The organism is Variovorax cryoconiti, from assembly GCF_051216395.1.
Classification (GTDB): Bacteria; Pseudomonadota; Gammaproteobacteria; order Burkholderiales; family Burkholderiaceae_C; genus Variovorax.
In genome coordinates this window covers 310,639-335,436 of the sequence record NZ_JBPJZI010000001.1, presented here as the reverse complement: position 1 = coordinate 335,436, position 24,798 = coordinate 310,639, and the positions used below count along the sequence as shown (strand labels likewise).

Genomic DNA, 24,798 nt, shown 5'->3' with positions numbered 1-24,798 from the left:
GCCGGCGCGTCAACGGCAAGCTATGGGGTGGCCGGCAGCGGCGCCAATCCGGCCACGGCGGCGGACTTCACGGGAGGGGCCTTCCCGACCGGGACGGTGAGCTTCGCGGCCGGCGAGACCACCAAGACGATCACGGTCAACGTCGCTGGCGACAGCACGGTCGAGCCCAGTGAGAACTTCACGGTCGCCTTGACCAACCCCAGCGCCGGCACCGCGATCGGCACCGCGGCGGCGACTGGCACGATCCTCAACGACGACACGGTGCCCGGACCGTCGCTGTCGATCGCCGCGGCCAACGCCAGCCTGAACGAGGGCAACAGCGGCAGCACCGCCTTCACCTTCACCGTGTCGCGCGCCGGCAGCACGACCGGCGCGTCGACGGCAAGCTATGCGGTGGCCGGCAGCGGCGCCAACCCGGCCACGGCGGCGGACTTCACTGGCGGGGCCTTCCCGACCGGGACGGTGAGCTTCGCGGCTGGAGAGACCACCAAGACCATCACGGTGAACGTGGCTGGCGACGGCACGGTCGAGCCCAGTGAGAACTTCACCGTCGCCCTGTCCAACCCCAGCGCCGGCACCGCGATCGGCACCGCGGCCGCTGCCGGCACGATCCTCAACGACGACAGCAGCGGCGGCGCGGCGTCCGCACGCCTGCTGATCACGCCGGGCACCGCGCTCAACGCCAGCACCTACGCCGAGCCGGCCTACGAGCTCACCAACACCGGCACAACCGCCATCAGGACGCTCACCATCGATCTGCACAACAGCTTGATCGCCGGCACGGTGTTCGATCCGCTCGGCACCTTCGGCGACACCACGGCGCTTGACTTCACGCCGTACGGCTCCGTGCCGGTGAGCGCGACCTGGGCGTACGGACCGAACCCGGTCACCGACGGCGGCTACAGGACGCTGGCCGTCACCTTCGGCGGCGCCGGCCTTGCCGCCGGGCAGACCTTCGCGTTCCGTCTCGATGCCGATCCCGCCAGCATCGAGGGGCCGGCGCCCGGCCCCAACGAGTCGGGCTCGATCTCGGGCTTCGAGCATATCGGCGCCTCGGTCACGGTCGGGACGGTCGATGGCGGCTCCATCGGCGGCGAGGTGTTCACCCAGGGCAGCGCCGGCGGCGGCATGGCCACGCTGAGCTCGAGTTTGCTGGCGGCGCCGGTGCTGTCGATGTCGACCGTCAGCGGCACGCCGCTGGTCACCGACGCGGTGGGCGGCATCCTCAAGGCCAACCTGCCCGGTCTCAATGCGGGCGCCGGCAGCCCCGGCAACGATGTCGTGGTCGAAATATCCGGCAGCGCCGGCCAGACCGTGCGCCTGGCCGTCTCCGAGATCGGCGGCGTCGGCATGGACATCCCGCTCGGCAGCCACGAAGGCAACACGGTCCTGCAGAATCCGAGCTTCGTCGACGTGACGCTGGGCGCGAGCGGCACGGCGAGCGTCGCGCTTGCCCTGCCGGCAGAAACGTCGACCAGTGGCCTGGCCAGCGGTTCGGTCTCGGGCCGCTTCGCCGTGACGGCAGCTGCCGTCGACCCGGCCACTGGCGCTGCAACCAGCCAGGTGTCCAGCACCTTGGTCGTGAAGGACGCGGCCACCAGCTTCACGTCCGAAGCGGCGAGCGACACCTTCATGTTCCGCCAGGGCTTTGCCACCACCGAAGTCTTCCAGTTCAGCGCTACAGGCGGCAGTCACGATTTCATCGGATTGGACCAGGACCTTTTCCCTGGCATGACCCTGCAGCAGGTTCTGAACAGCAACGCGTTGCAGCCGGGCGCCGGCGCGGGCGATGTCGACATCGTGCCGGCTGCAGGCGGCGAGATCCATCTGCACGACAGTTCCGGCCAGCTGACGGTCGATGTGCTGCGCGCCAATCCCCAGGACTTTTTCTTCTTCTGACGCCCCGCCGCGCATGGCGCGGTGTTGGAGCAATCCGTACGAGAGAAACGGAAAAAGGCGCGATGAACGCGAAAGAAAAGACGAGTGATGCAGGCAGCGGCACGGCCTTGAAAGCGGCCCTGGACGCCTGCCGTGCCTCATTCATGTCCGCTGCATTCTTCAGCCTGTTCATCAACCTGCTGATGCTGCTGCCTGCCATCTACATGCTGCAGGTCTACGACCGGGTGCTCACGAGCGGCAGCGAGTCGACGCTGCTCATGCTGACCTTGATCGTGGTGTTCCTGTTCATCGTGCTGGGTGGACTGGAGTGGCTGCGTGCACAGATCCTGATCGTTTCCAGCATGCGCCTGGACGCCCTGCTGGGCCCGAAGGTTCACGACGCGATCTTTACCCGCACGCTGACCAGCGGCGGGCGGCGGGCCGACGCCCAGCCGCTGACCGACCTGGACCGGCTACGTCAGTTTCTCACTGGCCAGGGCCTTTTCGCGATCCTCGACGCGCCGTGGCTGCCCATCTATGTCGCGGTGATGTTCATGGTCCACCCGTGGTTCGGTGTCGCGGCCATCCTCGCAGCGCTGGTGCTGATGGCGCTCGCGGTCTGGAATGAGGTCGCGACCCGCGATCTGCTGCAAGACGCCAGCAAGCACGAGACCCAGGCGAATCTGAAGACAGCGGCGCATCTGCGCAATATCGAGGTGATCGAGTCGATGGGCATGTTGTCGCGGCTGCGCGAGCGTTGGTCCCAAGCGCACGACGCTGCCCTGCGCTCCCACAACCAGGCCAGCCGTCGCGCCGGTCTCATCTCGGCACTGTCCAAGACCTTCCGCCTGACCGTCCAGACCTTGATCCTGGGTCTGGGAGCCTACCTGGCCCTGCGTCGTGACATCAGTGCAGGCGCGGTCATTGCCGGTTCGATCCTGTTGGGGCGTGCGCTGGCGCCGATCGACGCGCTGATCGGCAACTGGCGCGGGGTGGTCAGCGCACGCGCGGCCTATGGCCGCCTTTCGGTGCTTCTCGCGGCGACGCCCGATCGACCTGCGTCGATGCCACTGCCAGAGCCACGCGGCGAGTACCGGCTCGACAAGCTCGTCATCCAGCCGCCAGGCGCACGCGCGCCGTTGATCGACGGACTGAGCCTCGTGATCGAGGCTGGCAGCCAGGTGGGCGTCCTGGGCGCCAGCGGCGCAGGCAAGTCGACCCTGCTGCGCGCGCTGCTCGGGTTGCACAGACCGACGTCCGGTGAATTGCGGCTCGACGGCGCAGAGCTCGACCAATATGAGCGCGAGTCGATGGGACGCCATATCGGCTACCTGCCCCAGGACGTCGAGTTGCTCGATGGCACCGTGGCCGAGAACATCGCCCGTTTCGGCGACGTGGACCCGGAGGCAGTGGTGGCGGCTGCGGAGCTTGCAGGTGTGCACGCGATGATCCTGGGCTTCGCCGATGGCTACGAGACCCGCCTCGACACCGGCTTCGTACTGTCGGCCGGACAGCGCCAACGCGTGGCGCTGGCTCGCGCCGTGTACAAGGCGCCGAAGATCGTGATCCTGGACGAGCCCAATTCGAATCTCGACGAAGCGGGCCACACGGCGCTGCAACGCGCACTGCTGGAATTGCGTCGCAGGCAAAGCACGGTCGTGATCGTGACGCATCTGACCCAAGTGCTGAGCCAGGTCGACCGAATCCTCCTGCTGGTGGGCGGCAAGCTGGCGCTGTACGGCCCGCGGGATCAGGTCACGTCGAAACTCCAGCAGGCCGCAGCGCGGGTCGCGCGGCCGGCATCGGCCAACGGGGCCGCGGATGCGCATCTCAGCATTGCAGCCGCGGCCAATGACTAACGCCCGATCCCCGCCCGAATCTGCTGACGTCGCGGCCGAGCGGCGCCTGCGTCGCGTGGGCTTCGCCGTGGTCGCGGCCATCTTCGGGGGAATCGGTCTGTGGGCGGCATTCGCACCTTTGAGCAGCGCAGCCATCGGCACGGGCGTTGTCTCGGTCGAGATGTACCGTAAGACGGTGCAGCACCTCGAAGGCGGCATTGTTCGCGAGATCAAGGTGCGCGACGGCCAACTTGTCTCGGCCGGCGAGGTGCTGGTGGCGCTGGAAGACACACAGCCCAAGGCCGAGGTCGAGGGATTGCGTGGGCAGTTGTTCGCGCTGCTCGCGCGCGAGGCCCGGCTCGTGGCTCAAAGGGACAGCCAGTCCCAGGTGGTCTTTCCGAAGGATCTGGTCGAGGCGCGCAGCGACCCGCGCGCCGCCGACGCCATGCAGGTGCAGTTGCAGACGTTTCGGGTTCGCAAGCAATCACACGACGGTGAGGTCATGCTTTACCAACGACAGATCCAGCAACTGCGCGCCAAGGCCTCGGGGCTCGCGGCGCAAAAGAAAAGCCGCGACAGCCTGGTTGCTTCCTACGAGAGCGAACGGGTTGATTTCGAGGCGCTGCTCAAGCAGGGGTACGCCGAACGTCAGCGGGTGCGCGAGATGGAACGCAACGTTGCGCAAACTCAGGGAGAGCAGGGTTCGCTGGTGGCTGACCTGGCGGCCACCGAGTTCCAGGTGAGCGAGATGCAGGTGAAGATCCTCCAACTCGGCAAAGAGTTGCAGCGCGAGGTCGCGAAGGAGCTCGCCGAAGTGCAGAGCCAACTCTCGACCGTTCGGGAGAAGGTCCGCGCGCTCGACGACATGGTGACCCGAACCGTGGTACGCGCACCTGAAGCGGGCATGGTGCTCGGCATGACCGTCCATACGCTGGGCGCGGTGATCAAGCCCGGCGAGCGCATCCTGGACATCGTGCCGCAGAACGCAAAGCTGGTCGTCGAGGCACAACTCTCGCCCCAGGACATCGATCAGGTCCGGATCGATCAGCTGGCCGAGGTGCGTTTTCCCGCATTCAAGCAGCGCGATCTTCCCCGCATCGACGGGCGCCTGATCTCCGTGTCGGGCGACCGGCTGTTCGATGACAACGAGGGCCGCAAGGTCCCCTACTACCTCGCGCGCGTTGAAATCTCCGCCGAAAGCCTGCAGGCACTGGCGAGGTCCCGGTTCGAACTGGTGCCCGGCATGCCCGCCGAAGTCCTGATCTACACGGGGGAGCGTACTTTCCTGAACTACCTGATTGCACCGCTGACCGATACCGTGACCCGCTCGTTCAGACAAGATTGATCAAGGTACTGTCGTGATGCTCCTCGCCCGCTGCACATCCTCTCTGGTCCCTTTGCTCACGCTCTTCGTGCTGTCCGCCATGCCCGTGGCCTCGAGTGCACAGGGGCTTGCCGAGCTCTACCGCGCTGCGCTCAAGGGCAATCCCATGCTGAGGTTGCGCGAGTACGACGTGGATCGCGCCCGTGCCGAGTCGGACGGGGCGCGCAGCCGGATGTTGCCTCAGGTGCTGGCGACGGGTGCGCTGTCACGAAACCAATACAAGGATGCAACGACGATCGGCAACCAGTCCTATACCGGAAAGCGCCACAGCTTGACCGTGCGGCAGAGCCTCTACGACCAGGCCTCGCGAAGCCGATGGGAATCGACGCAGGCGACAGTTTTGCAGCGCGATCAAGAGCTGGCATTGACCCGCCTGGCCTTGTTTGACGAGGTGCTGGACCGCTATCTGGAAGCGCTGACGGCACAAGACGAACTTGAATGGCTGGCCGCAGAGTCGCAGGCGGCAACCCGCCAGGTCGATCGCCTGCGCGCGATGCGTGAAAGGCAGATGGCCAAGGTCACCGACCTGGCCGAGGCCGACGCCTACGCCCAGAGTCTTGTCACCCGCACGATCGACGCACGGAACAGCCAGGCCGTGGCCCTGGCGCGACTGACGGAACTGTGCGGCATTGCCGTGAGGCAGGTGCCTCCGCTGAGCCGGACCGGTTTTGATGCGGTGCCTGGAACGCAGCAGGCGTGGGTCGACGAGGCACTGCGCAGCTACCCGCGCCTGCTGGCCCTGACGGAAGCGGTGGAGGCGGCTCGACGTGCCTATGAATCCAGCCGCGCTGAACATCTGCCGCAACTGGCGGCGACGATGTCGTACACCCATTCCGATCAAGGCTATGACAACCGTCGCCAGCCGCCCTATGACGTGGCGACCGTTGGTATCGAATTGCGCGTGCCCCTCTACGAGGGTGGAAGAGTGGACGCCTTGACACGAGAAGCCGTCGCGCGCCAGGGGGCGGCCGAACAGGCGCTGGAGACGGCAAGGCGCGAGGTCGAGCGGGAGATCGTCACCCACTGGCTGAGTGCCCGAGCCAACCATGCTCGCATTGGCTCGACGACGGCCGAAGTTCGCGCGTTTGAACAGACGGTCAAAGCGCAGGAAGTCGGGCTGGACCTCGGGGTGAGCCGGATCACCGACCTGCTCGATGCGCGCCGCAGGCTCTTCAAGTCGCGCGCCGAAGGAGCGAAGGCACGTTACGACTACGTGCGCGACGTGGTGGCGCTGCGCATTCGCAGCGGCAATCTGACCGAAGACGATGTTGCCTTGTGGGACCGCTGGTTCGATTCCGGTGTTCGATGAATGGGCGAACCCCATTCCGCTCTTCTACAGTTGTTGCGCAAGCCGTTGATTTCGCACGCGCGGCCAGCGCAGGGCGAGCGCATTCCTATCGCTCAGGCGCGCTGCGAGCCCTTGCCGGCCGCATCGGGCTGCAAGGTTTCCAGCCACTCGGGACTGGCCGCCAAGTCGACCGCCGCCTGCAGCGCGCGCGTCATGCGGTCGCTGGCGTGCGTCATGAAGCCCAGGGGCGTCTCCAGCAGCGGCGCGACCAACGGCCGCGCCTCGTAGGGGCCATCGTCGCGTGACAGCAACTCCAGCGCGGCCTGCGGCAGCACCGACGCCAGCGCGCCGGCGCCGACGCTGCTGGCCAGCGTGTGGATCGAGTTGGTCTCCATGGCGGCGTCGACACGCAGGCCGACCGCCTTGAAGGCGCGGTCGACGATCGCCCGGTTGTGCATGTCGGGGGTGAGCAGGCACAGCGGAAGGGTGGCGGCCTCGGTCCAGCCGACCGGCTCGCCGATGCGCACCGCCCGGCCCGCACGCACCGGCCCCGGCTTGCGCTGCACCAGGTAGTAGGTCTCGACGCACTGCGGCCAGACCGCCAGGCTCACATGGCGCACGCGGGTGCGGTCGGTGTACCCGAGCGCGAGGTCGAGCGACATGCTGTCGAGCGCGGTCTCGATCTCGAGCGAACTCAGCGACACCACCGTGGGCGCCACGCCCGGGTGCCGCTTCTGCAGCGCGATGGCGAAGCGCGAGAGGATGGTCATGCCAGTCGGCACCGCCGCCAGCCGCAAGCGCCCTCGGGGCTGGCCGGCCTCGCTGCGCAGGCGCTCGCGCAGCAGTTCCTGCTCCTGCAGCATGCGCTGCGCGGTGGCAAGCACCGCTTCGCCCTCAACGGTGAAGCCTTCGAAGGCGCGGCCCCGCTTGACGATCAGCACGCCGAACTCGCCTTCGAGCGCACGCAGGGCGTTCGACAGCGCCGGCTGCGTGATGTGGCAGGCCTGCGCAGCGCGGCCGAAGTGGCGGTGCTCGTTGAGCGCCGCCAGGTAGCGCATGGACGCGAGGACGTTCACGGCGCCGCGCTCGTCGTGCTTAAGTGTCTTTGCTGACCGTGATGGTCGGGAACTTGGCCGAAAAGTCCTTCGCCTTCTCGGCGATGCCCACGGCGACGGTGCGCGCCACCGCCTTGTAGATGGCCGCGACCTCGCCGTCGGGGTCGGCCACCACGGTGGGCTTGCCGCTGTCGGCCTGCAGGCGGATGTTGATGTCCAGCGGCAACGCGCCGAGGTAGTCCATGCCGTACTGCGCCGCCATCTTCTTGCCGCCGTCGGCACCGAAGATGTGCTCGACGTGGCCGCAGTTGGAGCACACGTGCACCGCCATGTTCTCGACGATGCCCAGGATCGGCACGCCGACCTTCTCGAACATCTTGATGCCCTTCTTGGCGTCGAGCAGTGCGATGTCCTGCGGCGTGGTGACGATCACCGCGCCGGTCATCGGCACGCGCTGGCTCAGCGTGAGCTGGATGTCGCCGGTGCCGGGCGGCATGTCGATGATCAGGTAGTCGAGGTCTCTCCAGTTGGTCTGGCGCAGCAGCTGCTCCAGCGCCTGCGTGGCCATCGGCCCGCGCCAGATCATGGCCTCGTCCTGGTCGACCAGGAAGCCGATCGACATCACCTGCACGCCGTAGTTCTCCAGCGGCTCCATCGTCTTGCCGTCGTCGCTCTCGGGGCGACGGTCGATGCCCAGCATCATGGGCTGGCTCGGGCCGTAGATGTCGGCGTCGAGCAGCCCGACCGAGGCGCCTTCGGCCGCCAGTGCCAGCGCCAGGTTGGCGGCAGTGGTGCTCTTGCCGACGCCGCCCTTGCCCGAAGCCACGGCGACGATGTTCTTCACGTTGGGCAGCAACTGCACGCCGCGCTGCACCGCATGGCTCACCACCCGGGTCGTGATGTTGACCGACACGTTGTCGACGCCCGGCACGGTGCGCGCTGCAGCCACGAAGGCCTTGCGCAACGCCGCATGCTGGCTCTTGGCCGGGTAGCCGAGCTCGACGTCGAAGGACACGTCGCCTTCGCTGATCTGCAGGTTCTTCAGCGCCTTGGTGCTGACGAAATCCTTGCCGGTGTTGGGATCGAGAACCGCCTTGAGCGCGTCCTGAATCACCGCTTGCGTGACTGCCATTGACAACTCCTGAATCGGGGTAGTCTACGTGCCGATCCATGCCCCGCCCCGCCTCCACCCCAATGCCCTCACGGCCTGCCACAGCGCTGCTGCTCACCGGCGGGGGTGCCCGCGCCGCCTACCAGGTCGGCGTGCTCGAGGCGGTCGCCGAGCTGCGCCGTGGCGCCGGCCTGGCAACAGGGCATAACCCGTTCTCGATCATCACCGGCACGTCGGCCGGCGCCATCAACGCCGCCGCGCTGGCCTGCGGCGCCGACGATTTCGATGCCGCCGTGCAGCGCATGGCCGAGGTCTGGCGCGGCCTGCGCATCGAGCAGGTCTACCGCACCGACACCTTCGCGATGCTCGATGCGGCGGCGCGCTGGCGCCTGATCCTCGGCGTCGGCCAGCTGCTGGCGCGCTGGATGAAGCTCAAGCCGCGCTCGCTGCTCGACAACACGCCGCTGGCCGAGTTGCTGGCGCGCATGGTGCCCTTCGAGCGACTGCCCGGGCTGCTGGCCGACGGCCACCTCGACGCGCTGGCCGTGACCGCGTCGAGCTACAGCTCGGGCGAACACCTGACCTTCTTCGAAGCGCGCCAACCCATGGCGCCCTGGACGCGCTCGCAGCGCAAGGCCGTGGCCGACCGCATCACGCATGCGCACCTGCTGGCGTCGTCGGCGATCCCCTTCGTGTTCCCGGCCACGGCACTGCCGATGCAGGGGCACGTCGAATATTTCGGCGATGGCTCGATGCGCCAGACCGCGCCGACCGCCGCTGCCATCCACCTCGGTGCAGAGCGCATCCTGGCCGTCGGCGCCGGCCGCATGAACGAGCCCTTCGACGCCGACCGCCCCCAGACACTGAGCGGCGAGCCGACGCTGGCGCAGATCGCCGGCCATGCGATGTCGAGCATCTTTCTCGACGCGCTCGGGGTGGACGTGGAACGCGTGCGCCGCATCAACGACACGCTGGCGCTCATTCCGCCCGAGGCCCGCGCCGGCACGCACCTGCGGCCGATCGAGCTGCTGCTGATCGCGCCGTCGGAACGCATCGACACCATTGCCGCGCGCCATGCCGACGCGTTGCCCGGCGTGGTGCGGCGCCTGCTGGCCAGCGGCACCGGCCCGGGCGAAGGCAAGTCACCCGCGCGCAGCGCGGCGCTGGCGAGCTACCTGCTCTTCGAACCCGGTTTCACGCGCGAACTGATGGCCCTGGGCCGTGCCGACACGCTGGCGCAGCGCGATGCGGTGTGCCGCTTCTTCGGCTGGCGCGCGACTTAGCGGCCTAACTGCCGGTCGCCATGCCCAGGTCGGCGGCGATGCGGTTCACCAGCGCTTTCAGGTCGCCCAGTTCCGCTTCAAGACGCGCGACGTTCGCCTTGAGCGCCGCCATCTCGCCCAGCGACACATCGGCGCCGGACGCACCCGCGCTGGCCGGCATGTCTTCGATCACCGGCTCGCCGCTCAGCAGATGCGCCCAGCGGCTCTCTCGCGCGCCCGGCAGGCGCGGCAGCTTGACCACCAGCGCGCCGGCCGGGCGCTCGGCCAGCTCGTCGAGGAAACCCTCGACCGACGAGATGTCGGCGAAGTTGTGCATGCGCTCGGTGGCGATGCGCAGCTCGCCGGCGGTCTGCGGGCCGCGCAGCATCAGCACCGTGAGCAGGATGCTCGACTGCGACGGAATGCGCAGCACGCGGTCCATGTTGTGGGCATAGCGCAAGGCCCGGCCGCCGCTGCTCTCGTCGACCAGGTGGTAGCCCTTCAGGCTGTCGATGGCGGCCTGCGCCTGCGCGTCGCTCACCTCCAGCACCGGGTTGCGGCTCGTTTTCTGGTTGCAGCCGGACAGCACGGCGTTGAGCGTCAGCGGGTAGCTGTCGGGCACGGTGCGCTGCTTCTCGACCAGCACGCCGAGCACGCGGGTTTCCAGCAGCGAAAGGATCGGCAGCGGCCGCGCCGCGGACGCGTCCGACACTCAGTTCGCCCCGGCGATGCGGGCCACCAGCGCCTTGGTGAAGGCCGCCGTGTTGGCCGTGCCCCCCAGGTCGCCGGTGCGCACCTTGTCGATGTTGAGCGTCTCGTCGATCGCGCGGCGCAGGCGCGTCGCCTGGTCGACCAGCTTGCAGTGGTCGAGCATCAGCGCGCCGGCCAGCAGCAGCGCCGTCGGGTTGGCGATGCCCTTGCCGGCGATGTCGGGCGCCGAGCCGTGCACCGCTTCGAAGATGGCGGCGTCGGCGCCGATGTTCGCGCCCGGCGCCATGCCCAGACCGCCGACCAGGCCGGCCACCAGGTCGGACAGGATGTCGCCGAAGAGGTTGGTCGTGACCAGCATGTCGAACTGCCACGGGTTGAGCACCAGCTTCATCGCGCAGGCGTCGACGATCATGGTCTCGAGCTCGAACTTGCCCTTGTAGCGCGGCTCTTCGTACAGGCGCAGGCCGGTCTCCAGAAACAGGCCGGTTAGCACCTTCATGATGTTGGCCTTGTGCACCAGCGTGACCTTCTTGCGGCCGGTGGCGATGGCGGTGTCGAAGGCGTATTCGAGCAGGCGGTGGCAGCCCTGGCGGGTGTTGATGCCGGTGGCCATGCCCACGGCGTGCGGGTCGTCGTCGATGCGCACGTAGTGCTCGTGGCCGATGTAGAGGCCTTCGAGGTTCTCGCGCACCACCACCAGGTCGATCTTGTCGTAGCGGCCACCGGGGATGACGGTGAGCGCCGGGCGCAGGTTGGCGTACAGCTGGAACTCCTCGCGCAGCCGCACGTTGGACGAACGGTAGCCGCCGCCCGACGGCGTCTCGAGCGGGCCCTTGAGCGCGAGCCGCGTGCGGCGGATGCTGTCGAGCGTGGCGGCCGGCAGCGGGTCGCCGGCCTGTTGCACGCCGCCGAGACCGGCGACCTGGCGGTCCCATTCGAACGGGACCTTCAGCGCGTCAAAGGCGGCCAGCGTCGCGTCGACGATTTCGGGGCCGATGCCGTCGCCGGCGATCAGGGTGGCGGGAATGGAGAAAGTCGTCACGGGGTTCTCTTTCGGTGAAAGGGGGGTGAAGCGGAACTCAGCCCATGTCCACCAGCGCCGCAGTGGCCTTGCGGACCAGCGGCAGGACGAGCAGGAGCGTCGGGAAGGCAAAGACCCAGGACAGCGCCCAGGCGCTCATCCAGATGCCGGGCATATCAGGCACCGGGCCCACGCTGCGCAAGGTGCTGATCATCGACACCACGAAGGTCATGAGGATGGACAGAATCAGCGGCATGACCCAGCCGGCGGCGCGGGAAGGCAGCTTGCGGAGGCCGAAGAAGGTTTTGGAAGGACGGGAAGACGGGTTCATTGGAAGCTCCAGGAGCCGGACAAGCAAGGCGCCATCTTTCCAGCGCAGACGCGTCGAAAGACTGCAACCCGGACAGGCCGGCTGCGGTTGGCGCGTTGCTTGACGTGAACGCTTACGGCAATTCATGCGAGCGCTGAATTGCGTCGACATGTTAGCCGATCGCCCCTTCGCCATGCCGTCTCGAGCCGCCGCCTAAAATCCTTCCCCTGCCCACGCCCGCGTGCGCTGCTCGTCCCACGGCCTCCGATTCCTTCGCCAGAAAGCGCCCCATGTCCGCCCCGCGCAAGCTCTTCGTCACCACCGCCCTGCCCTACGCCAACGGCAAGTTCCACATCGGCCACATCATGGAATACATCCAGGCCGACATCTGGGTGCGGGCGCAGCGCATGCATGGCGCCGACGTGGCCTTCGTCTGCGCCGACGACGCGCACGGCGCGGCCATCACCATCGCGGCCGACAAGGCCGGCGTCACGCCGCAGGCCTTCGTCGCCGAGATCGCAGCCGGCCGCAAGCCCTACCTCGACGGCTTCCACATCGCCTTCGACAACTGGAGCTCGACCGATTCGCCGGAGAACCACGACCTGGCGCAGGCGATCTACCGCGACCTGCGCACCGCGGGATTGATCGAGACCCGCAGCGTCGAGCAGTTCTACGACCCCGAGAAGGGCATGTTCCTGGCCGACCGCTTCATCAAGGGCGAATGCCCGGTCTGCCATTCGAAGGACCAGTACGGCGACAACTGCGAGGTGTGCGGCGCCGTCTACGCGCCGACCGAGCTCATCAACCCGTACTCGGCGTTGACTGGCGCGAAGCCTGAGCTGCGCAGCTCCGACCATTTCTTCTTCAAGCTGTCGGACCCGCGCTGCGAGGCCTTCCTGAAGGAATGGACCGCCGCACCGGGCCACGTCCAGCCCGAGGTGCAGAACAAGATCCGCGAGTGGCTCTACAAGGACGACGAAGGCAAGGGCGGCCTGGGCGACTGGGACATCAGCCGCGACGCGCCCTACTTCGGCATCGAGATTCCGGATGCGCCAGGCAAGTACTTCTACGTGTGGCTCGACGCGCCCGTGGGCTACCTCGCGTCGCTCAAGAACCTGCTCGACAAGAGCTGCGTCGAAGCCGCGGGTGACGGCATCTCGTACACCGAGTACATGGCCGACCCCGAGCTGGAGCAGGTGCACTTCATCGGCAAGGACATCATCACCTTCCACACGCTGTTCTGGCCCGCGATGCTGCATTTCAGCGGCCGCAAGGCACCGAACGCGATCTACGTGCACGGCCACCTGACGGTCAGCGGCGAGAAGATGAGCAAGAGTCGCGGCACCGGTATCGACCCGCTCAAGTACCTGTCGATCGGCCTGAACCCCGAGCACCTGCGTTACTACCTCGCAGCCAAGCTGAGCGGCCGCAACGAGGACATCGATTTCAACCCGGAAGACTTCGTCGCCCGCGTGAACAGCGACCTGGTGGGCAAGTACATCAACATCGCCAGCCGTGCGGCGGGGTTCATCGGCAAGCGCTTTGGCGGCAAGCTCGGTGTGGTGTCGGACGACGGCGCCAAGCTGCTCGCCACGCTGCGCAGCGAAGCCGAAGCCCTGCGCGTGCTCTACGACGGCCGCGACACCGCCCGCGCGCTGCGCGACACCATGGCGCTGGCCGACCGCGTGAACGAGTACGTCGACGCCAACAAGCCCTGGGAACTGGCGAAGAAGGAAGGCATGGAAGCGCGCCTGCACGATGTGTGCACCGTGTGCATCGAGGCCTTCCGCCTGCTGACGCTGTACCTCAAGCCGGTGCTGCCGGCGCTGGCCGACAACGTCGAACGCTTCCTGGCCATCGAGCCGCTGGAATGGGCGCACGCCACCGTGGCCCTGCCGCCGGGCCATGCGATCGGCGAGTACAAGCACCTGATGCAACGGGTCGACCCGAAGGTGCTCGACACGCTGTTCGAGGTCCCGGCCGAAGTGGCCGCACCGGCTGCGGCCAGTACCGACGCGCTGCCGGGGGGCGAAGCCATCGCGCCGACCATCGGCATCGACGACTTCACCAAGATCGACCTGCGCATCGCGAAGATCGTGAACTGCGAACCGGTCGAGGGCTCGACCAAGCTCTTGCGCCTGACGCTCGACGTGGGCGAAGCAAAAACGCGCAATGTCTTCAGCGGCATCGCCTCGGCCTACCAGCCGGAGCAACTGGTCGGAAAGCTGACCGTGATGGTCGCCAACCTGGCGCCGCGCAAGATGAAGTTCGGCGTCAGCGAGGGCATGGTGCTGGCCGCCAGCCATGCCGACGAGAAGGCCGCGCCGGGCATCCACGTGCTGGAGCCGTGGCCGGGTGCGGTGCCGGGCATGCGCGTGCGCTGAGGCGCGGCGCCGGAACGCGTGTTCAGGGCCCCTCGGTGCTCCGGTCCGGCGACGAGCCGCTGCGCAGCACGCGCAAATCGTCGTTCAGCACGGCGGTGAACACCATCGGCGAATTCGGCGGCTGCACCCAGCGCCAGTCCCACTCGGTTTCGCGCTTGAGCGGGTACGGCGTGACCTTGGCGGGCTTGCCGAGCATCTTGCGGAGCTCTTCCATCGACATGCCGGGTCGCACCTTGGCGAAGTTCTCGGGGGTGAGCACCTGGCGCAGCGCGCGCATCTTGCCGTCCGGGCCGATGGTGATCATGTAGTTCTTCTGGCCCTGGGGCTGGCGGTTGTATTCGAAGACGCGGCCGTCCGGCCCATCGAGCGCCTGCCAAATGTTCTCCGGCTGGCCGAAGCGCGCAACCACGTCGGCTTCGGTGGAGACGCCCTCCTCCAGTTCCTTGATGGCCTGGTTGTCGCAGCCCGCCAAGGCCAGCAGTGCCGCCAGCATGCCCACGGTGATCGCCTTTCGCCAGTTTCCCTGTGTCATGTCCGTCCCCGGTAAAATCAGCCGCAAAGGTCCAGTCTATGTCCATCTTCAACCGCCCCCACTACACCTCCGAAGCCACCCAGTTCATCGATGAACTGAAGCAAAAGAAGCCTTCGCTCGAGGCGGAGCAGCGCGCCGGCCGCGCCCTGCTCTGGGACAAGGCGCTCGACCGCAGCCAGCTCGACGAATACGGCCAGGCCCGCGTGGCCCAGCAGCCGTACGTCTACCAGACCCAAGCCAAGTAAGTGCGGCCTGCTGCCACGCAGGACGAGGGCGCCCCGCCGATCGCCGCCATGCCCGAGGTCGTCGACCAGGTGGCGCTGGCCCGGCTCTACGGGGAGCCGCTGTTCGCGCTGCCCAACGACCTGTACATCCCGCCCGAGGCGCTGCAGGTCTTCCTCGAGGCCTTCGAAGGCCCGCTGGACCTGCTGCTGTACCTGATCCGCAAGCAGAACTTCAACATCCTCGACATCCCGATGGCCGGGCTGACGCGCCAGTACCTGACCTACGTCGACCAGGTGCGCCGGACCAATCTCGAACTGGCGGCCGAGTACCTGCTGATGGCCGCGATGCTGATCGAGATCAAGTCGCGCATGCTGCTGCCGCCCAAGAAGGTGGCCGAGGGCGAGGAAGCCGAAGACCCGCGCGCCGAACTGGTCCGCCGTCTGCTCGAGTACGAGCAAACCAAGCTGCAGGCCGCGTCGATCAACGCCATGCCGACCTACGGCCGCGACTTCTGGAAGGCGCAGGTTTACATCGAGCAGTCGCTCAAGCCGCGCTTCCCCGAGATGAACGTGGTCGACCTGCGCGACGCCTGGGCCGACATCTTGAAGCGCGCCAAGCTCGTGCAGCACCACAAGATTTCGCGCGAGGAACTCAGCGTGCGCGAACACATGAGCATCGTGCTGCGCCACCTGCAGGGGCGGCAGTTCGTGGAGTTCGAGAAGCTGTTCGACGTCAGCCGCGGCGTGCCGGTGCTGATCGTCACCTTCATCGCGCTGCTCGAGCTGGGCAAGGAAACGCTGGTCGAGATCACGCAGGCCGAGGCCTTCGCGCCGATCTACGTGCGGCTGGCCTACGCGCCGGTCTGAGCGGACAGCCCCGGTTCAGGTGTCGGGCTCAGGCGGCTTCGGGCGCCGGGTCACGGCCCATCAGCGCGGCGACGGCCTCGGACGGTTGCATGCGGCCGTCGAGCAAGGCGACCACGCCCTCGGCGATCGGCATTTCGACCCCCAGGTGGCGGGCGCGCTGCACCACGCTGCGGGCGCAATAGACGCCTTCGGCGACATGGCCGAGCGATTCGACCGCCTGCGCCAGCGTGCGGCCCTGCGCCAGCAGCAGCCCGACCTTTCGGTTGCGCGACAGGTCGCCGGTGGCGGTCAGCACCAGGTCGCCCAGGCCCGAGAGGCCCATGAAGGTCTCGGCACGCGCGCCCAGTGCGAGGCCGAAGCGGGTCATTTCGGTCAGGCCGCGCGTGATGAGCGCGGCGCGGGCGTTCAGGCCCAATGACAGGCCGTCGCACAGGCCGGTGGCGATGGCGAGTACGTTCTTGACCGCGCCGCCGACTTCGACGCCCACGATGTCGTCGTTGGCGTACACACGCAGGCTCGGGCCGTGGAAGGCGTCGACCAGCGCAGCCCGCACGTCGGCATGCGCGCTCGCAGCCACCAGCGCGGTGGGCTGCCGGTGCGCGACTTCCTGCGCGAAGCTGGGGCCGCTGAGCACCCCAGCACGCAAGGCGGGCGCGATCTGGGCCTGAATTTCGTGTGGCAGCAGCCCGAAGGCGCCGGCAGCGGTCGCCGTCTCGACGCCCTTGCAGAGCCAGGCGACCGGGACCTGGAGCCCCGCCAGCGCACCGAGCTGCTCGCGCAGGGCCGCCATCGGCGTGGCAACGATCACCAGGTCGGCATCACGCGCGGCGGCTTGCGCCGGGGCGCCGATCAGGCGAAGCGAAGCCGGCAGGGGCACCGTCGGCAGATAGCGGTTGTTCTGCCGGGTGCTGGCCATGGCGGCCAGTTGGGCGTCATCGCGCGCCCACAGCGTCACCGCATGTCGGTCGGCTGCGTTGACGGCGAGCGCGGTGCCCCAGGCACCGGCACCGAGCACGCAGATCCTCATCGAGCCTGCCTCATCGACGCTGCCCCGAAAGGCTTACTGCGTGGTGATGGGCGTAGGCTGTCCAGCGGCTGCGGCCTGCTGCTGCTCGAACATGGCCTGGAAGTTGATCTCGGCCAGGTGCACCGGCGGGAAGCCGCCGCGCTGGATCACGTCGGCCACGTTGCCGCGCAGGTAGGGGTAGACGATCTGCGGGCAGGCGATGCCGAGGATCGGGCCCATCTGATCTTCCGGCAGATTGCGGATCTCGAAGATGCCGGCCTGCTTGGCCTCGACCAGGAACACGGTGCGGTCCTGCACCTTGGTCTGCACGGTGGCCGACACGGTGACTTCGTAGATGCCGTCGGTCACGGGCTGGGCGTCGACGCCGAGCTGGATGTCGACGGTGGGCTGCTCCTGTTCCAGCAGGATGGCCGGCGAATTGGGCTGCTCGAGCGACAGGTCCTTCAGGTAGACGCGCTGAATCTGGAACACGGGATCTTGGGTGTCGGCCATGGCTGAACTTTCGGGTATCAAAACAACGCCCGCCCGGAAAGCGGTCCGAAGCGGGCTGAGAGGATGAACAGGCGATTATCGCCCCTGGAAATGACAGCCTTTCAGGCTGCCTGGAGCAGCGGGATCAGGCCGCCGCGGCCGTCCAGCGCAATCAGGTCGTCGCAGCCGCCGACGTGCGTGTCACCGATGAAAATCTGCGGCACCGTGCGGCGCTGGGTGGTTTCCATCATGACGGCGCGGGCCTGCGCGTCGATGTCGATGCGGATCTCCTCGATCTGATCGACACCCTTGCTCTTGAGAATCTGTTTCGCGCGAATGCAGTAGGGGCAGACGGCGGTCGTGTACATCTTGACGACTTGCATGGTCACTTCCAATCCGGTGGCCCGGCGGAATGCTCAGGCCTTTTCAATAGGCAGGTTAGCGTCTTTCCACGATTTCAGCCCGCCGCTCACGACTTGGGCCTGCTCGTAGCCGAGCTTTTTGGCCGTCGCCAGCGCACGTTGGGCACGGCCACCCGTGGCGCACATCAGCAGCACCGGCACCGACTTGTTCTTGACCGTGCCGGGCAGCTTCTGCTCGAGCTGGTCGAGCGGCACGTTGCGCGCGCCAGTGGCGTGGCCCTGGGCGTATTCCGCGGCGTCGCGCACATCGATCATCACGGCGCGTTCACGGTTGATCAACTGCACAGCGCCCTGCGCCGTGAGCGACCCGCCGCCGGTGCCGCGGATGAGCGGCCAGGCCAGCATGGCGCCCGAGCTGACCGCAATCAGGATCAGCATCCAGTTGTCGACAATGAATTTCACGGTATTCCTTGAATGGCAAACCGCGGATTTTAGAATGGCGTACCCGGCAGGTCCCTGCCCTCCGAATCCATCTCCCGCCCAAAGGCCTTTTCCCATGCACAAACTGGTACTGATCCGCCACGGCGAGTCGACCTGGAATCTCGAGAACCGCTTCACCGGCTGGACCGACGTCGACCTGACCGAGACCGGCGTGGAACAGGCCAAGCAGGCCGGCCGGCTGCTCAAGGCCGAGGGCTACGACTTCGATGTGGCCTACACCAGCGTGCTCAAGCGGGCCACCCGCACGCTGTGGCACACGCTCGACGAACTCGACCGCACCTGGCTGCCCGTGGTGCATTCGTGGCGCCTCAACGAGCGCCACTACGGCGGCCTGCAGGGCCTGAACAAGGCCGAGACCGCCAAGAAGTACGGCGACGAGCAGGTGCTGGTCTGGCGCCGCAGCTACGACACGCCGCCACCGCCGCTGGAGGCGAACGACCCGCGCAGCGAACGCAGCGACATCCGCTACACCAAGCTGTCGCCCGAGCAGATCCCGCTGACCGAGTGCCTGAAGGACACGGTGGCCCGCGTGCTGCCCTTCTGGAACGAATCGATGGCCCCGGCCATCCGCAGCGGCCGCCGCCTGGTGGTGGCGGCGCACGGCAATTCGATCCGCGCGCTGGTCAAGTACCTCGATGGCGTGTCCGACGGCGACATCGTCGGCCTGAACATCCCGAACGGCATTCCGCTGGTCTACGAGCTCGACGACGAGCTCAAGCCGCTGCGCCATTACTACCTCGGCGACGCCGCCGCAGCCGAGAAAGCCGCAGCCGCGGTGGCCTCGCAGGGAAAAGCTTGATCGCTTTCAAGGAACCCCGGCAAGCGAATTGCTTCAAAGCTAGCTATATTGCCTTGACACCCGACTAGGACACTCCATGGGCCAGAAACTCAAAATCACCGGCTGGGTTGCAGCCGGCGCCGTGGCCGGCGTGCTGACCACCGTTTCGCTGCAGACCGTCGCGCGCGGCTCCTTGGCCCCCCTGCCGCTGGAGGAATTGCAGCAGCTGGCCGCCGTCTTCGGCATGGTCAAGAGCGACTACGTCGAACCCGTCGACGAGAAAAAGCTCATTTCCGACGCCATTTCCGGCATGGTGGCCGGGCTCGACCCGCACTCGCAGTACTTCGACAAGAAGTCCTTCAAGGAATTCCGCGAAGGCACCACCGGCCGCTTCGTCGGCGTCGGCATCGAGATCTCGCAGGAAGACGGCCTGGTGAAGGTCGTCTCGCCGATCGAAGGCTCGCCAGCCTTCCGCGCCGGCCTCAAGCCCAACGACCTGATCACCAAGATCGACGACACCGCCGTGCGCGGCCTGTCGCTGAACGACGCGGTCAAGCGGATGCGCGGCGAGGTCAACACGAAGGTGCTGCTCACCATCTTCCGCAAGGACGAGAACCGCACCTTCCCGGTGACGATCAGCCGCGAGGAAATCCGCACGCAATCGGTGCGCGGCAAGGTGATGGAACCGGGCTACGGCTGGATCCGCCTGTCGCAGTTCCAGGAGCGCACGGTCGACGACTTCGTCAAGAAGGTCGAGGAGATCTACAAGCAGGAACCCAACCTCAAGGGCCTGGTGCTCGACCTGCGCAACGACCCGGGCGGCCTGCTCGACGCGGCCGTGGCCATCTCGTCGGCCTTCCTGCCCGAGAACGTGACGGTGGTCTCCACCGACGGCCAGCTGGCCGAGAGCAAGTCGGTCTACAAGGCGGCGCCGGAGTTCTACCAGCGCCGTGCCGGCAGCGACCCGCTGCGCGGCCTGCCGGCGGCGCTCAAGACGGTGCCGCTGGTCGTGCTGGTCAACGAAGGCTCGGCCTCGGCCAGCGAGATCGTGGCCGGCGCCCTGCAGGACCACAAGCGCGCCACCGTGATGGGCAGCCAGACCTTCGGCAAGGGCTCGGTGCAGACCGTGCGCCCGCTCGGCCCCGACACCGGCCTGAAGATCACGACCGCCCGCTACTACACGCCGAGCGGCGCATCGATCCAGGCCAAGGGCATCGTGCCCAATGTGCTGGTCGACGAAAGCGCCGAGGGCAGCCCCTTCGCCGCCCTGCGGATGCGCGAGGCCGACCTCGAGAAGCACCTGGCCAGCGGCCAGGGCCCCGAGACGAAGGACCCGGAACGCGAGAAGGCGCGCGACGAGGCCCGCAAGCGCCTCGAGGAAGAAGCCAAGAAGCCGCCCCAGGACCGCAAGGTGCCCGAATTCGGCACCGACAAGGACTTCCCGCTGGTGCAGGCGGTCAACCGCCTGAAGGGCGCACCGGTGCTGGTGAGCAAGACGCAGGTCATCGTCGAGAACAAGGACGAGAAGAAAGAGAACTGAGGAGCCGGGGCGCGTGGACGACGACGCACTGCTGCGCCACTCGCGCCATGTCCTGCTCGAGGAATACGGCATCGACGGCCAGGCGCGCGTCGATGCCGGCCACGCGCTCGTCATCGGCGCTGGCGGGCTGGGCTCGCCGGTCTGCCTCTACCTCGCGGCCGCCGGCGTCGGGCACATCACGCTGGTCGATGACGACCATGTCGACCTGACCAACCTCCAGCGCCAGATCGCGCACACCACCGCGCGCGTGGGCCAGGCCAAGGTGGCTTCCGCGGCCGAGGCCATGCACGCGATCAACCCGGACATCGTCATCGCCACGCACGCGCTGCGGGCCGATGACGCCATGCTCGCCACCCTGGTGGCCGCGGCCGACGTGGTGGTCGACTGCAGCGACAACTTCGCGACGCGTCACGCCGTCAACCGGGCCTGTGTGGCGCACGCCAGGCCGCTGGTGGCCGGTGCTGCCATCCGTTTCGACGGGCAGCTCAGCGTGTACGACACGCGCGATGACGCCTCGCCCTGCTATGCCTGCGTATTCCCTGCCGACGCCGACTTCGAGGAAACGCGCTGCGCCGTGCTGGGCGCCTTCGGCCCCGTCGTCGGGACCATCGGCACCCTGCAGGCGAGCGAAGCCCTGAAGCTGCTCGCGGGCATCTCGCCGTCGATGGCGGGCCGGCTCCTGATGTTCGACGGGCGCGCCACGCGCTTCGACAGCCTGCAGCTGGCACGCGATCCCGAATGCCCGGTGTGCGCAGCGCGCCGCGCAGGGCGTTAGTCGCAACCACCTGTCAGACGGAACGAACGCTCACTGCTTGGCGGCCTTGCCCTTGGCCGCACCGTCGGTGGCGGCCTTCGAGATCGGCTGGCGCGCCTGCTTCAGAACGTCCTGGCAATCGGCGTCCACACCCGGGCCGGTCTCGATCGTCGCCGCCAAAGCCAGCAGCGGGTTGATCGCTGCCAGGGCCAGTGCCGCGAGGCCTCGCGCGGCCAGCGGTGCCACCTTGACGCCGCCCGAGGGCGAGCCGAAGGTGCCGCCGATCACCAGCGGGGTGCGCAGCGAAAGGATGCTCATGTCTTTGGGCTCCTGACGCACCACGAAGTCGAGCGTCTCGTTCGCCAGATTGGCCTGTCCTTCGGCATGGAAGACCGTGTCGGCGGTGTCGAAGACCAGGCTGCGCCCGGCCATCACCCCCTTGTTCACGTCGAAGGCCACGGCAGCACAGCGCAAGGTCACGTTGTTGTCGCCGCCCAGCAGGAACTTCACGATCTCGGCGCCATCCAGGCCCATGAACTCCAGCAGCAGGTTGCTGAACTCGCCGCGACCGGTGATGGCACTCACGTCTCCCGAGGCCCCCCCCAGCCAGCTCGCCACGGAACTGCCGCGGCCCGACAGGTTGATGCGCCCGTCGAGCCGGCCGAAACTGGTGCGCAAGGTTTCGACCTTGGGGATCAGCCGGTTGAGCTGCATCCCCCGTATCTCGAGCGAGGCACGGATGTCCGCCGGCGACTGCGTCGCATCGATGCGGATCGCACCCACCAGCTTGCCGGAAGCCACCCCCAGGTCGAGCGGCTCGAGCGTCAGCACGCCGTCCTGCAGCTTGACGTGCACGCTGCCCTTGTCGAGCGGAATGTCGCGCACGTTGCGGATGCGATCGGCCGTGTAGCGGACGTCGGCATTCATCGCCCGCAGCCGCTCGAAGTCGAGCGTGGCGGTGGGCAGCACCTTGTCGCCTGCGCGTGAAGCACGCTTGACCTGATCGACCGAAGGCGGCGGCGTCACGCCTTCGACCGCCTTGGCGGATCGCTCCGTCGGCGGCAGGCCGATCAACGGCCCGAGGTCGTCCATGTCCATCACGGCCGAGCGCAGGCTGCCGCCCAGCCGTGGCGTCTTCTGGCCCTGGTCGAATTGCATATCCCCGCCGATATCCGACAGGCCCAGCTTGCCCTTCATGTCCTTGGCTTCCCATAGCGCAGCGCGCTTGTGCAAGCGGCCGCTCAGCGCATAGGGCGATGTTTCGGGCAGCGCGATGCCGAGCAGACGGTACAGATCACCCAGGCTCTGGCCGCGCACGTCGAAGGTCGCGTCGATGCCGTCCAGCCCGCTCAGCGTGGCCACGGTGCCCTTGGCCTTGAGCTTGGTCTGGCCCGCGGCCGCATCGATCTCCAGCGGAAACGGCGGTTGCCCCGCTTCGGTGAGCTGCAGCACGTTGCCCGTGCGCCCCTGCGCCGTCAGCGGTTGGCGCTGGTAGGTGCCCTTGATGCGGTAGCGCAGCGGCATCTCGCCGCGCGCACTGTCGAAGTCGACGTCTGCATGCAGGTCGACACCGAGGTGTGCCGCCAGGAAATCGATGGCGCCCCGATCCACCTGCACCAGCCCGATGGTGGGGACGGTGCCTTCGTCGGATGTGTCCTTGCCGAGCGCCCAGGTGCGCCGGCCGTCCTTCTCCATCTGGAGGCCAACCGTCGGCGACGCCAGCATGAGGCGCGGAATCACCACCTTCTGGCGCAGCAGCGGCCACAACCGCAGGTCGATCTCGGCACGCTCGGCCTTCACCAGATAAGGGTCGCGTGCCCAGGGCGGGTTGGCGAACTCGATGCCATCGAGCTTGACGGTGGCGCTGCGCCAGCCGAGATCGACGTCCAGGCGCCGGGTGATCTCGAACTTGCGCCCGGTCTTCTCACTCACGTAGCGGTTCACCGGCTCACGCAGCGTGTCCCAGGGAAAGAAGAGAACGACGAGCACCAGCAGAAGAACGAGCGTCAACAGGCTCGCGCCGACGATGAAGGCCCAGCGCGGTACACGGGAAGATTCGTTCTGCATGGGCTTGTCCCTTGTTGGATGGTGTTCTTCGCGACGCCGCCGATGGCGCGTCGCCACGGCACGGAAATAACCGGGCACGCGCGTCACCGAGAATCGCAAGCCTAGGCCGCGCCCGCAGGCGCACCGGTCGGTGTCGCCCGTCTGGAGGTGTGGGCGATTGCCTACGGCGGAGCGACTTGAAATGAGGTCAGAATCCACCTACAGGGCGAACCCCTAACGCCCGGCATGATCAACCACGCAGTCGCCAGAATCTCTCACGATGCCTTTCACTTGCACAGCAGACCATCCGGCGACACGCATGGGAGCCAGCTTTTCGGCAGGGGCATCCGCTTGAGAACCTACATCGTCGAAGACAACGCCACGATCCGAGAGAACCTGGTCGGCACGCTCGAGGAACTCACCCGCATCGAGACCATCGGGCATGCCGAGGCCGAGAGCGAAGCCCGCCAATGGCTGAGCGACCATCCCGACGACTGGGAACTGGCGATCGTTGACCTGTTTCTGAAACAAGGCAGCGGCCTCGGTGTGCTGCAGGCGTGCGCCACGCGTCAGCCGCATCAGAAGGTGGTGGTGCTGAGCAACTACGCGACGACGGAGATCCGCAAGCGCTGCGCCGAATTGGGCGTGGATGCGGTGTTCGACAAATCCAACGAGATCGACGCACTGATCGATTTCTGCGTTGCGCAGACCGCGGTGCGCCGACCGAAGAGCAGCGCCCGCTGAGCCTGGGGCTCAACAGGCCCGCTCAGCCATCAATCGATGAGCTTGTTCTTCAGCGCGTAGTACGTGAGGTCGCTGTTGGAGGAGAGGTTCATCTTCTCCATCAGGCGCGTGCGGTACGTGCTCACCGTCTTGACCGACAGCGACAGCGTCTTGGCGATGTCGCCGGCCGTCTCGCCCTTGGCGAGCTTCAGGAACACCTGGAACTCGCGCTCCGACAATTGCTCGTGCGGCGCCGCATCATCCTTGCGGTCGAGTTGGCGCGCCAGCAGTTCGGCGACCGCCGGCGTGATGTAGCGGCGACCCAGCGAGACGGTACGGATCGCGTTCACGATCTCGATCGGATCGCACTCCTTGTTCAGGTAGCCGCTCGCACCCTGACGGATCAGGTTCATCGCATAGTGCTCTTCCGGATAGCCGCTCAGGATGAGGATGCCTACATCCGGTGCCTTCGCGCGAATCATCGCGAGCGCGTCGATGCCGCTCTGGCCGGGCATCGACAGGTCCATCACCAACACATCGAGTTCGGTCGTGCGAACCAGTTCGATGGCTTCACGCCCCGTGCCGGCTTCACCGACCACCCGCAGGTCCACGTGCTCGGAGAAAAACTGGCGCAAGCCGGAGCGCACGATGGCGTGGTCATCCACAATTCCGATCTTGATCATCTGTTACCTTCTTTGTTTTCCTGCGCGTTCGATCGTCGCAATATGCTG

The 24,798-nt window shown here is 67.3% G+C and carries 24 protein-coding genes; 12 read left to right on the top strand and 12 right to left on the bottom strand.

Annotated features, from left to right (window positions below; genetic code table 11):
• The 4 genes from ACSFA2_RS01740 to ACSFA2_RS01725 all read left to right on the top strand — a co-directional run.
• The coding region (locus ACSFA2_RS01740) for a Calx-beta domain-containing protein (protein ID WP_435453582.1) at positions 1-1,899 on the top strand (1,899 nt) is incomplete at its 5' end.
• 62 nt (positions 1,900-1,961) lie between these two features.
• The gene (locus tag ACSFA2_RS01735) at positions 1,962-3,737 is read left to right on the top strand and encodes a type I secretion system permease/ATPase (protein ID WP_435453581.1); all 1,776 of its coding nucleotides are present in this window, start codon (positions 1,962-1,964) and stop codon (positions 3,735-3,737) included.
• The gene (locus tag ACSFA2_RS01730; RefSeq protein ID WP_435453580.1) at positions 3,730-5,061 is read left to right on the top strand and encodes an HlyD family type I secretion periplasmic adaptor subunit; all 1,332 of its coding nucleotides are present in this window, start codon (positions 3,730-3,732) and stop codon (positions 5,059-5,061) included. The genes ACSFA2_RS01735 and ACSFA2_RS01730 overlap by 8 nt, the downstream gene beginning before the upstream one ends.
• A gap of 16 nt (positions 5,062-5,077) precedes the next feature.
• Positions 5,078-6,409, top strand: coding sequence for a TolC family outer membrane protein (locus ACSFA2_RS01725; RefSeq protein ID WP_435454159.1), 1,332 nt, complete (start codon positions 5,078-5,080; stop codon positions 6,407-6,409).
• Between the two features lie 92 nt (positions 6,410-6,501).
• On the opposite strand, the gene ACSFA2_RS01720 is transcribed toward ACSFA2_RS01725, so the two are convergent.
• Both ACSFA2_RS01720 and apbC read right to left on the bottom strand, forming a co-directional pair.
• Complete coding sequence (locus ACSFA2_RS01720; RefSeq protein ID WP_435453579.1) at positions 6,502-7,464, bottom strand: LysR substrate-binding domain-containing protein; 963 nt, start codon at positions 7,462-7,464, stop codon at positions 6,502-6,504.
• A 19-nt stretch (positions 7,465-7,483) separates the two neighbouring features.
• Positions 7,484-8,575, bottom strand: coding sequence for an iron-sulfur cluster carrier protein ApbC (apbC, locus tag ACSFA2_RS01715; protein ID WP_435453578.1), 1,092 nt, complete (start codon positions 8,573-8,575; stop codon positions 7,484-7,486).
• A 62-nt stretch (positions 8,576-8,637) separates the two neighbouring features.
• Between apbC and ACSFA2_RS01710 the strand changes: the two genes are divergently transcribed.
• A complete protein-coding gene (locus ACSFA2_RS01710; protein WP_435453577.1) occupies positions 8,638-9,837 on the top strand; it encodes a patatin-like phospholipase family protein in 1,200 nt (399 codons plus the stop codon).
• 4 nt (positions 9,838-9,841) lie between these two features.
• Here ACSFA2_RS01710 and ACSFA2_RS01705 read toward each other — a convergent pair whose 3' ends face one another.
• From ACSFA2_RS01705 to ACSFA2_RS01695, 3 genes are read right to left on the bottom strand one after another with little or no spacing between them, the layout of a single operon-like run.
• Complete coding sequence (locus ACSFA2_RS01705) at positions 9,842-10,528, bottom strand: YceH family protein (RefSeq protein WP_435453576.1); 687 nt, start codon at positions 10,526-10,528, stop codon at positions 9,842-9,844.
• Complete coding sequence (locus ACSFA2_RS01700; protein WP_435453575.1) at positions 10,529-11,569, bottom strand: isocitrate/isopropylmalate dehydrogenase family protein; 1,041 nt, start codon at positions 11,567-11,569, stop codon at positions 10,529-10,531.
• Positions 11,570-11,606: 37 nt separating this feature from the next.
• Complete coding sequence (locus ACSFA2_RS01695) at positions 11,607-11,879, bottom strand: DUF2798 domain-containing protein (protein WP_435453574.1); 273 nt, start codon at positions 11,877-11,879, stop codon at positions 11,607-11,609.
• 269 nt (positions 11,880-12,148) lie between these two features.
• On the opposite strand from ACSFA2_RS01695, the gene metG reads away from it, so the two are divergent.
• Positions 12,149-14,242 carry a methionine--tRNA ligase gene (gene metG, locus ACSFA2_RS01690; RefSeq protein ID WP_435453573.1) on the top strand — a complete coding sequence of 698 codons (2,094 nt, stop codon included), beginning with the start codon at positions 12,149-12,151 and terminating at the stop codon, positions 14,240-14,242.
• A 22-nt stretch (positions 14,243-14,264) separates the two neighbouring features.
• Here the strand turns inward: metG and ACSFA2_RS01685 are convergent, their stop codons facing one another.
• Positions 14,265-14,774 (bottom strand): outer membrane protein assembly factor BamE, encoded by a 510-nt coding sequence (locus ACSFA2_RS01685; RefSeq protein ID WP_435453572.1) that lies wholly within the window; start codon positions 14,772-14,774, stop codon positions 14,265-14,267.
• A gap of 38 nt (positions 14,775-14,812) precedes the next feature.
• Here ACSFA2_RS01685 and ACSFA2_RS01680 point away from each other — a divergent pair, with 38 nt between their 5' ends.
• Together ACSFA2_RS01680 and ACSFA2_RS01675 are read left to right on the top strand one after the other, a co-directional pair.
• A complete protein-coding gene (locus tag ACSFA2_RS01680; RefSeq protein WP_435453571.1) occupies positions 14,813-15,019 on the top strand; it encodes a DUF3460 family protein in 207 nt (68 codons plus the stop codon).
• Between the two features lie 48 nt (positions 15,020-15,067).
• Positions 15,068-15,865: a segregation and condensation protein A gene (locus tag ACSFA2_RS01675; protein ID WP_435454158.1), complete on the top strand. Its 798-nt coding sequence runs from the start codon at positions 15,068-15,070 to the stop codon at positions 15,863-15,865.
• A 28-nt stretch (positions 15,866-15,893) separates the two neighbouring features.
• On the opposite strand, the gene ACSFA2_RS01670 is transcribed toward ACSFA2_RS01675, so the two are convergent.
• The 4 genes from ACSFA2_RS01670 to ACSFA2_RS01655 form a co-directional block, all read right to left on the bottom strand.
• Positions 15,894-16,892, bottom strand: a complete 999-nt coding sequence (locus tag ACSFA2_RS01670; RefSeq protein WP_435453570.1) for an NAD(P)H-dependent glycerol-3-phosphate dehydrogenase — start codon at positions 16,890-16,892, stop codon at positions 15,894-15,896.
• A gap of 33 nt (positions 16,893-16,925) precedes the next feature.
• Positions 16,926-17,384: a protein-export chaperone SecB gene (gene secB / locus ACSFA2_RS01665; RefSeq protein ID WP_286644511.1), complete on the bottom strand. Its 459-nt coding sequence runs from the start codon at positions 17,382-17,384 to the stop codon at positions 16,926-16,928.
• A gap of 101 nt (positions 17,385-17,485) precedes the next feature.
• A complete protein-coding gene (gene grxC, locus ACSFA2_RS01660; RefSeq protein ID WP_435453569.1) occupies positions 17,486-17,746 on the bottom strand; it encodes a glutaredoxin 3 in 261 nt (86 codons plus the stop codon).
• Positions 17,747-17,779: 33 nt separating this feature from the next.
• Complete coding sequence (locus ACSFA2_RS01655) at positions 17,780-18,187, bottom strand: rhodanese-like domain-containing protein (protein WP_435453568.1); 408 nt, start codon at positions 18,185-18,187, stop codon at positions 17,780-17,782.
• A 94-nt stretch (positions 18,188-18,281) separates the two neighbouring features.
• Here ACSFA2_RS01655 and gpmA point away from each other — a divergent pair, with 94 nt between their 5' ends.
• The 3 genes from gpmA (at position 18,282) to ACSFA2_RS01640 (ending at position 21,319) form a co-directional block, all read left to right on the top strand.
• Positions 18,282-19,025, top strand: coding sequence for a 2,3-diphosphoglycerate-dependent phosphoglycerate mutase (gpmA, locus tag ACSFA2_RS01650; protein ID WP_435453567.1), 744 nt, complete (start codon positions 18,282-18,284; stop codon positions 19,023-19,025).
• Between the two features lie 76 nt (positions 19,026-19,101).
• Positions 19,102-20,544 (top strand): S41 family peptidase, encoded by a 1,443-nt coding sequence (locus ACSFA2_RS01645; protein ID WP_435453566.1) that lies wholly within the window; start codon positions 19,102-19,104, stop codon positions 20,542-20,544.
• A 13-nt stretch (positions 20,545-20,557) separates the two neighbouring features.
• Positions 20,558-21,319, top strand: coding sequence for a HesA/MoeB/ThiF family protein (locus ACSFA2_RS01640; RefSeq protein WP_435453565.1), 762 nt, complete (start codon positions 20,558-20,560; stop codon positions 21,317-21,319).
• Positions 21,320-21,349: 30 nt separating this feature from the next.
• Here ACSFA2_RS01640 and ACSFA2_RS01635 read toward each other — a convergent pair whose 3' ends face one another.
• Positions 21,350-23,365 (bottom strand): AsmA family protein, encoded by a 2,016-nt coding sequence (locus ACSFA2_RS01635; protein WP_435453564.1) that lies wholly within the window; start codon positions 23,363-23,365, stop codon positions 21,350-21,352.
• A gap of 324 nt (positions 23,366-23,689) precedes the next feature.
• On the opposite strand from ACSFA2_RS01635, the gene ACSFA2_RS01630 reads away from it, so the two are divergent.
• Positions 23,690-24,088: a response regulator gene (locus tag ACSFA2_RS01630; RefSeq protein WP_435454157.1), complete on the top strand. Its 399-nt coding sequence runs from the start codon at positions 23,690-23,692 to the stop codon at positions 24,086-24,088.
• 29 nt (positions 24,089-24,117) lie between these two features.
• On the opposite strand, the gene ACSFA2_RS01625 is transcribed toward ACSFA2_RS01630, so the two are convergent.
• On the bottom strand, positions 24,118-24,750 hold the full coding sequence (locus ACSFA2_RS01625) for a response regulator (RefSeq protein ID WP_262075092.1): 633 nt from the start codon (positions 24,748-24,750) through the stop codon (positions 24,118-24,120).
• Positions 24,751-24,798: the final 48 nt, after the last annotated feature.

What these genes read in the sequence shown, in the direction of transcription:
- ACSFA2_RS01735 (WP_435453581.1), top strand. Translation starts at nt 1,962, where the DNA reads ATGAACGCGAAAGAAAAGACGAGTGATGCAGGCAGCGGCACGGCCTTG.
- ACSFA2_RS01730 (WP_435453580.1), top strand. Translation starts at nt 3,730, where the DNA reads ATGACTAACGCCCGATCCCCGCCCGAATCTGCTGACGTCGCGGCCGAG.
- ACSFA2_RS01725 (WP_435454159.1), top strand. Translation starts at nt 5,078, where the DNA reads ATGCTCCTCGCCCGCTGCACATCCTCTCTGGTCCCTTTGCTCACGCTC.
- apbC (WP_435453578.1), bottom strand. Translation starts at nt 8,575, where the DNA reads ATGGCAGTCACGCAAGCGGTGATTCAGGACGCGCTCAAGGCGGTTCTC.
- ACSFA2_RS01710 (WP_435453577.1), top strand. Translation starts at nt 8,638, where the DNA reads ATGCCCTCACGGCCTGCCACAGCGCTGCTGCTCACCGGCGGGGGTGCC.
- ACSFA2_RS01695 (WP_435453574.1), bottom strand. Translation starts at nt 11,879, where the DNA reads ATGAACCCGTCTTCCCGTCCTTCCAAAACCTTCTTCGGCCTCCGCAAG.
- metG (WP_435453573.1), top strand. Translation starts at nt 12,149, where the DNA reads ATGTCCGCCCCGCGCAAGCTCTTCGTCACCACCGCCCTGCCCTACGCC.
- ACSFA2_RS01685 (WP_435453572.1), bottom strand. Translation starts at nt 14,774, where the DNA reads ATGACACAGGGAAACTGGCGAAAGGCGATCACCGTGGGCATGCTGGCG.
- ACSFA2_RS01680 (WP_435453571.1), top strand. Translation starts at nt 14,813, where the DNA reads ATGTCCATCTTCAACCGCCCCCACTACACCTCCGAAGCCACCCAGTTC.
- ACSFA2_RS01675 (WP_435454158.1), top strand. Translation starts at nt 15,068, where the DNA reads ATGCCCGAGGTCGTCGACCAGGTGGCGCTGGCCCGGCTCTACGGGGAG.
- ACSFA2_RS01670 (WP_435453570.1), bottom strand. Translation starts at nt 16,892, where the DNA reads ATGAGGATCTGCGTGCTCGGTGCCGGTGCCTGGGGCACCGCGCTCGCC.
- secB (WP_286644511.1), bottom strand. Translation starts at nt 17,384, where the DNA reads ATGGCCGACACCCAAGATCCCGTGTTCCAGATTCAGCGCGTCTACCTG.
- grxC (WP_435453569.1), bottom strand. Translation starts at nt 17,746, where the DNA reads ATGCAAGTCGTCAAGATGTACACGACCGCCGTCTGCCCCTACTGCATT.
- gpmA (WP_435453567.1), top strand. Translation starts at nt 18,282, where the DNA reads ATGCACAAACTGGTACTGATCCGCCACGGCGAGTCGACCTGGAATCTC.
- ACSFA2_RS01645 (WP_435453566.1), top strand. Translation starts at nt 19,102, where the DNA reads ATGGGCCAGAAACTCAAAATCACCGGCTGGGTTGCAGCCGGCGCCGTG.
- ACSFA2_RS01635 (WP_435453564.1), bottom strand. Translation starts at nt 23,365, where the DNA reads ATGCAGAACGAATCTTCCCGTGTACCGCGCTGGGCCTTCATCGTCGGC.
- ACSFA2_RS01625 (WP_262075092.1), bottom strand. Translation starts at nt 24,750, where the DNA reads ATGATCAAGATCGGAATTGTGGATGACCACGCCATCGTGCGCTCCGGC.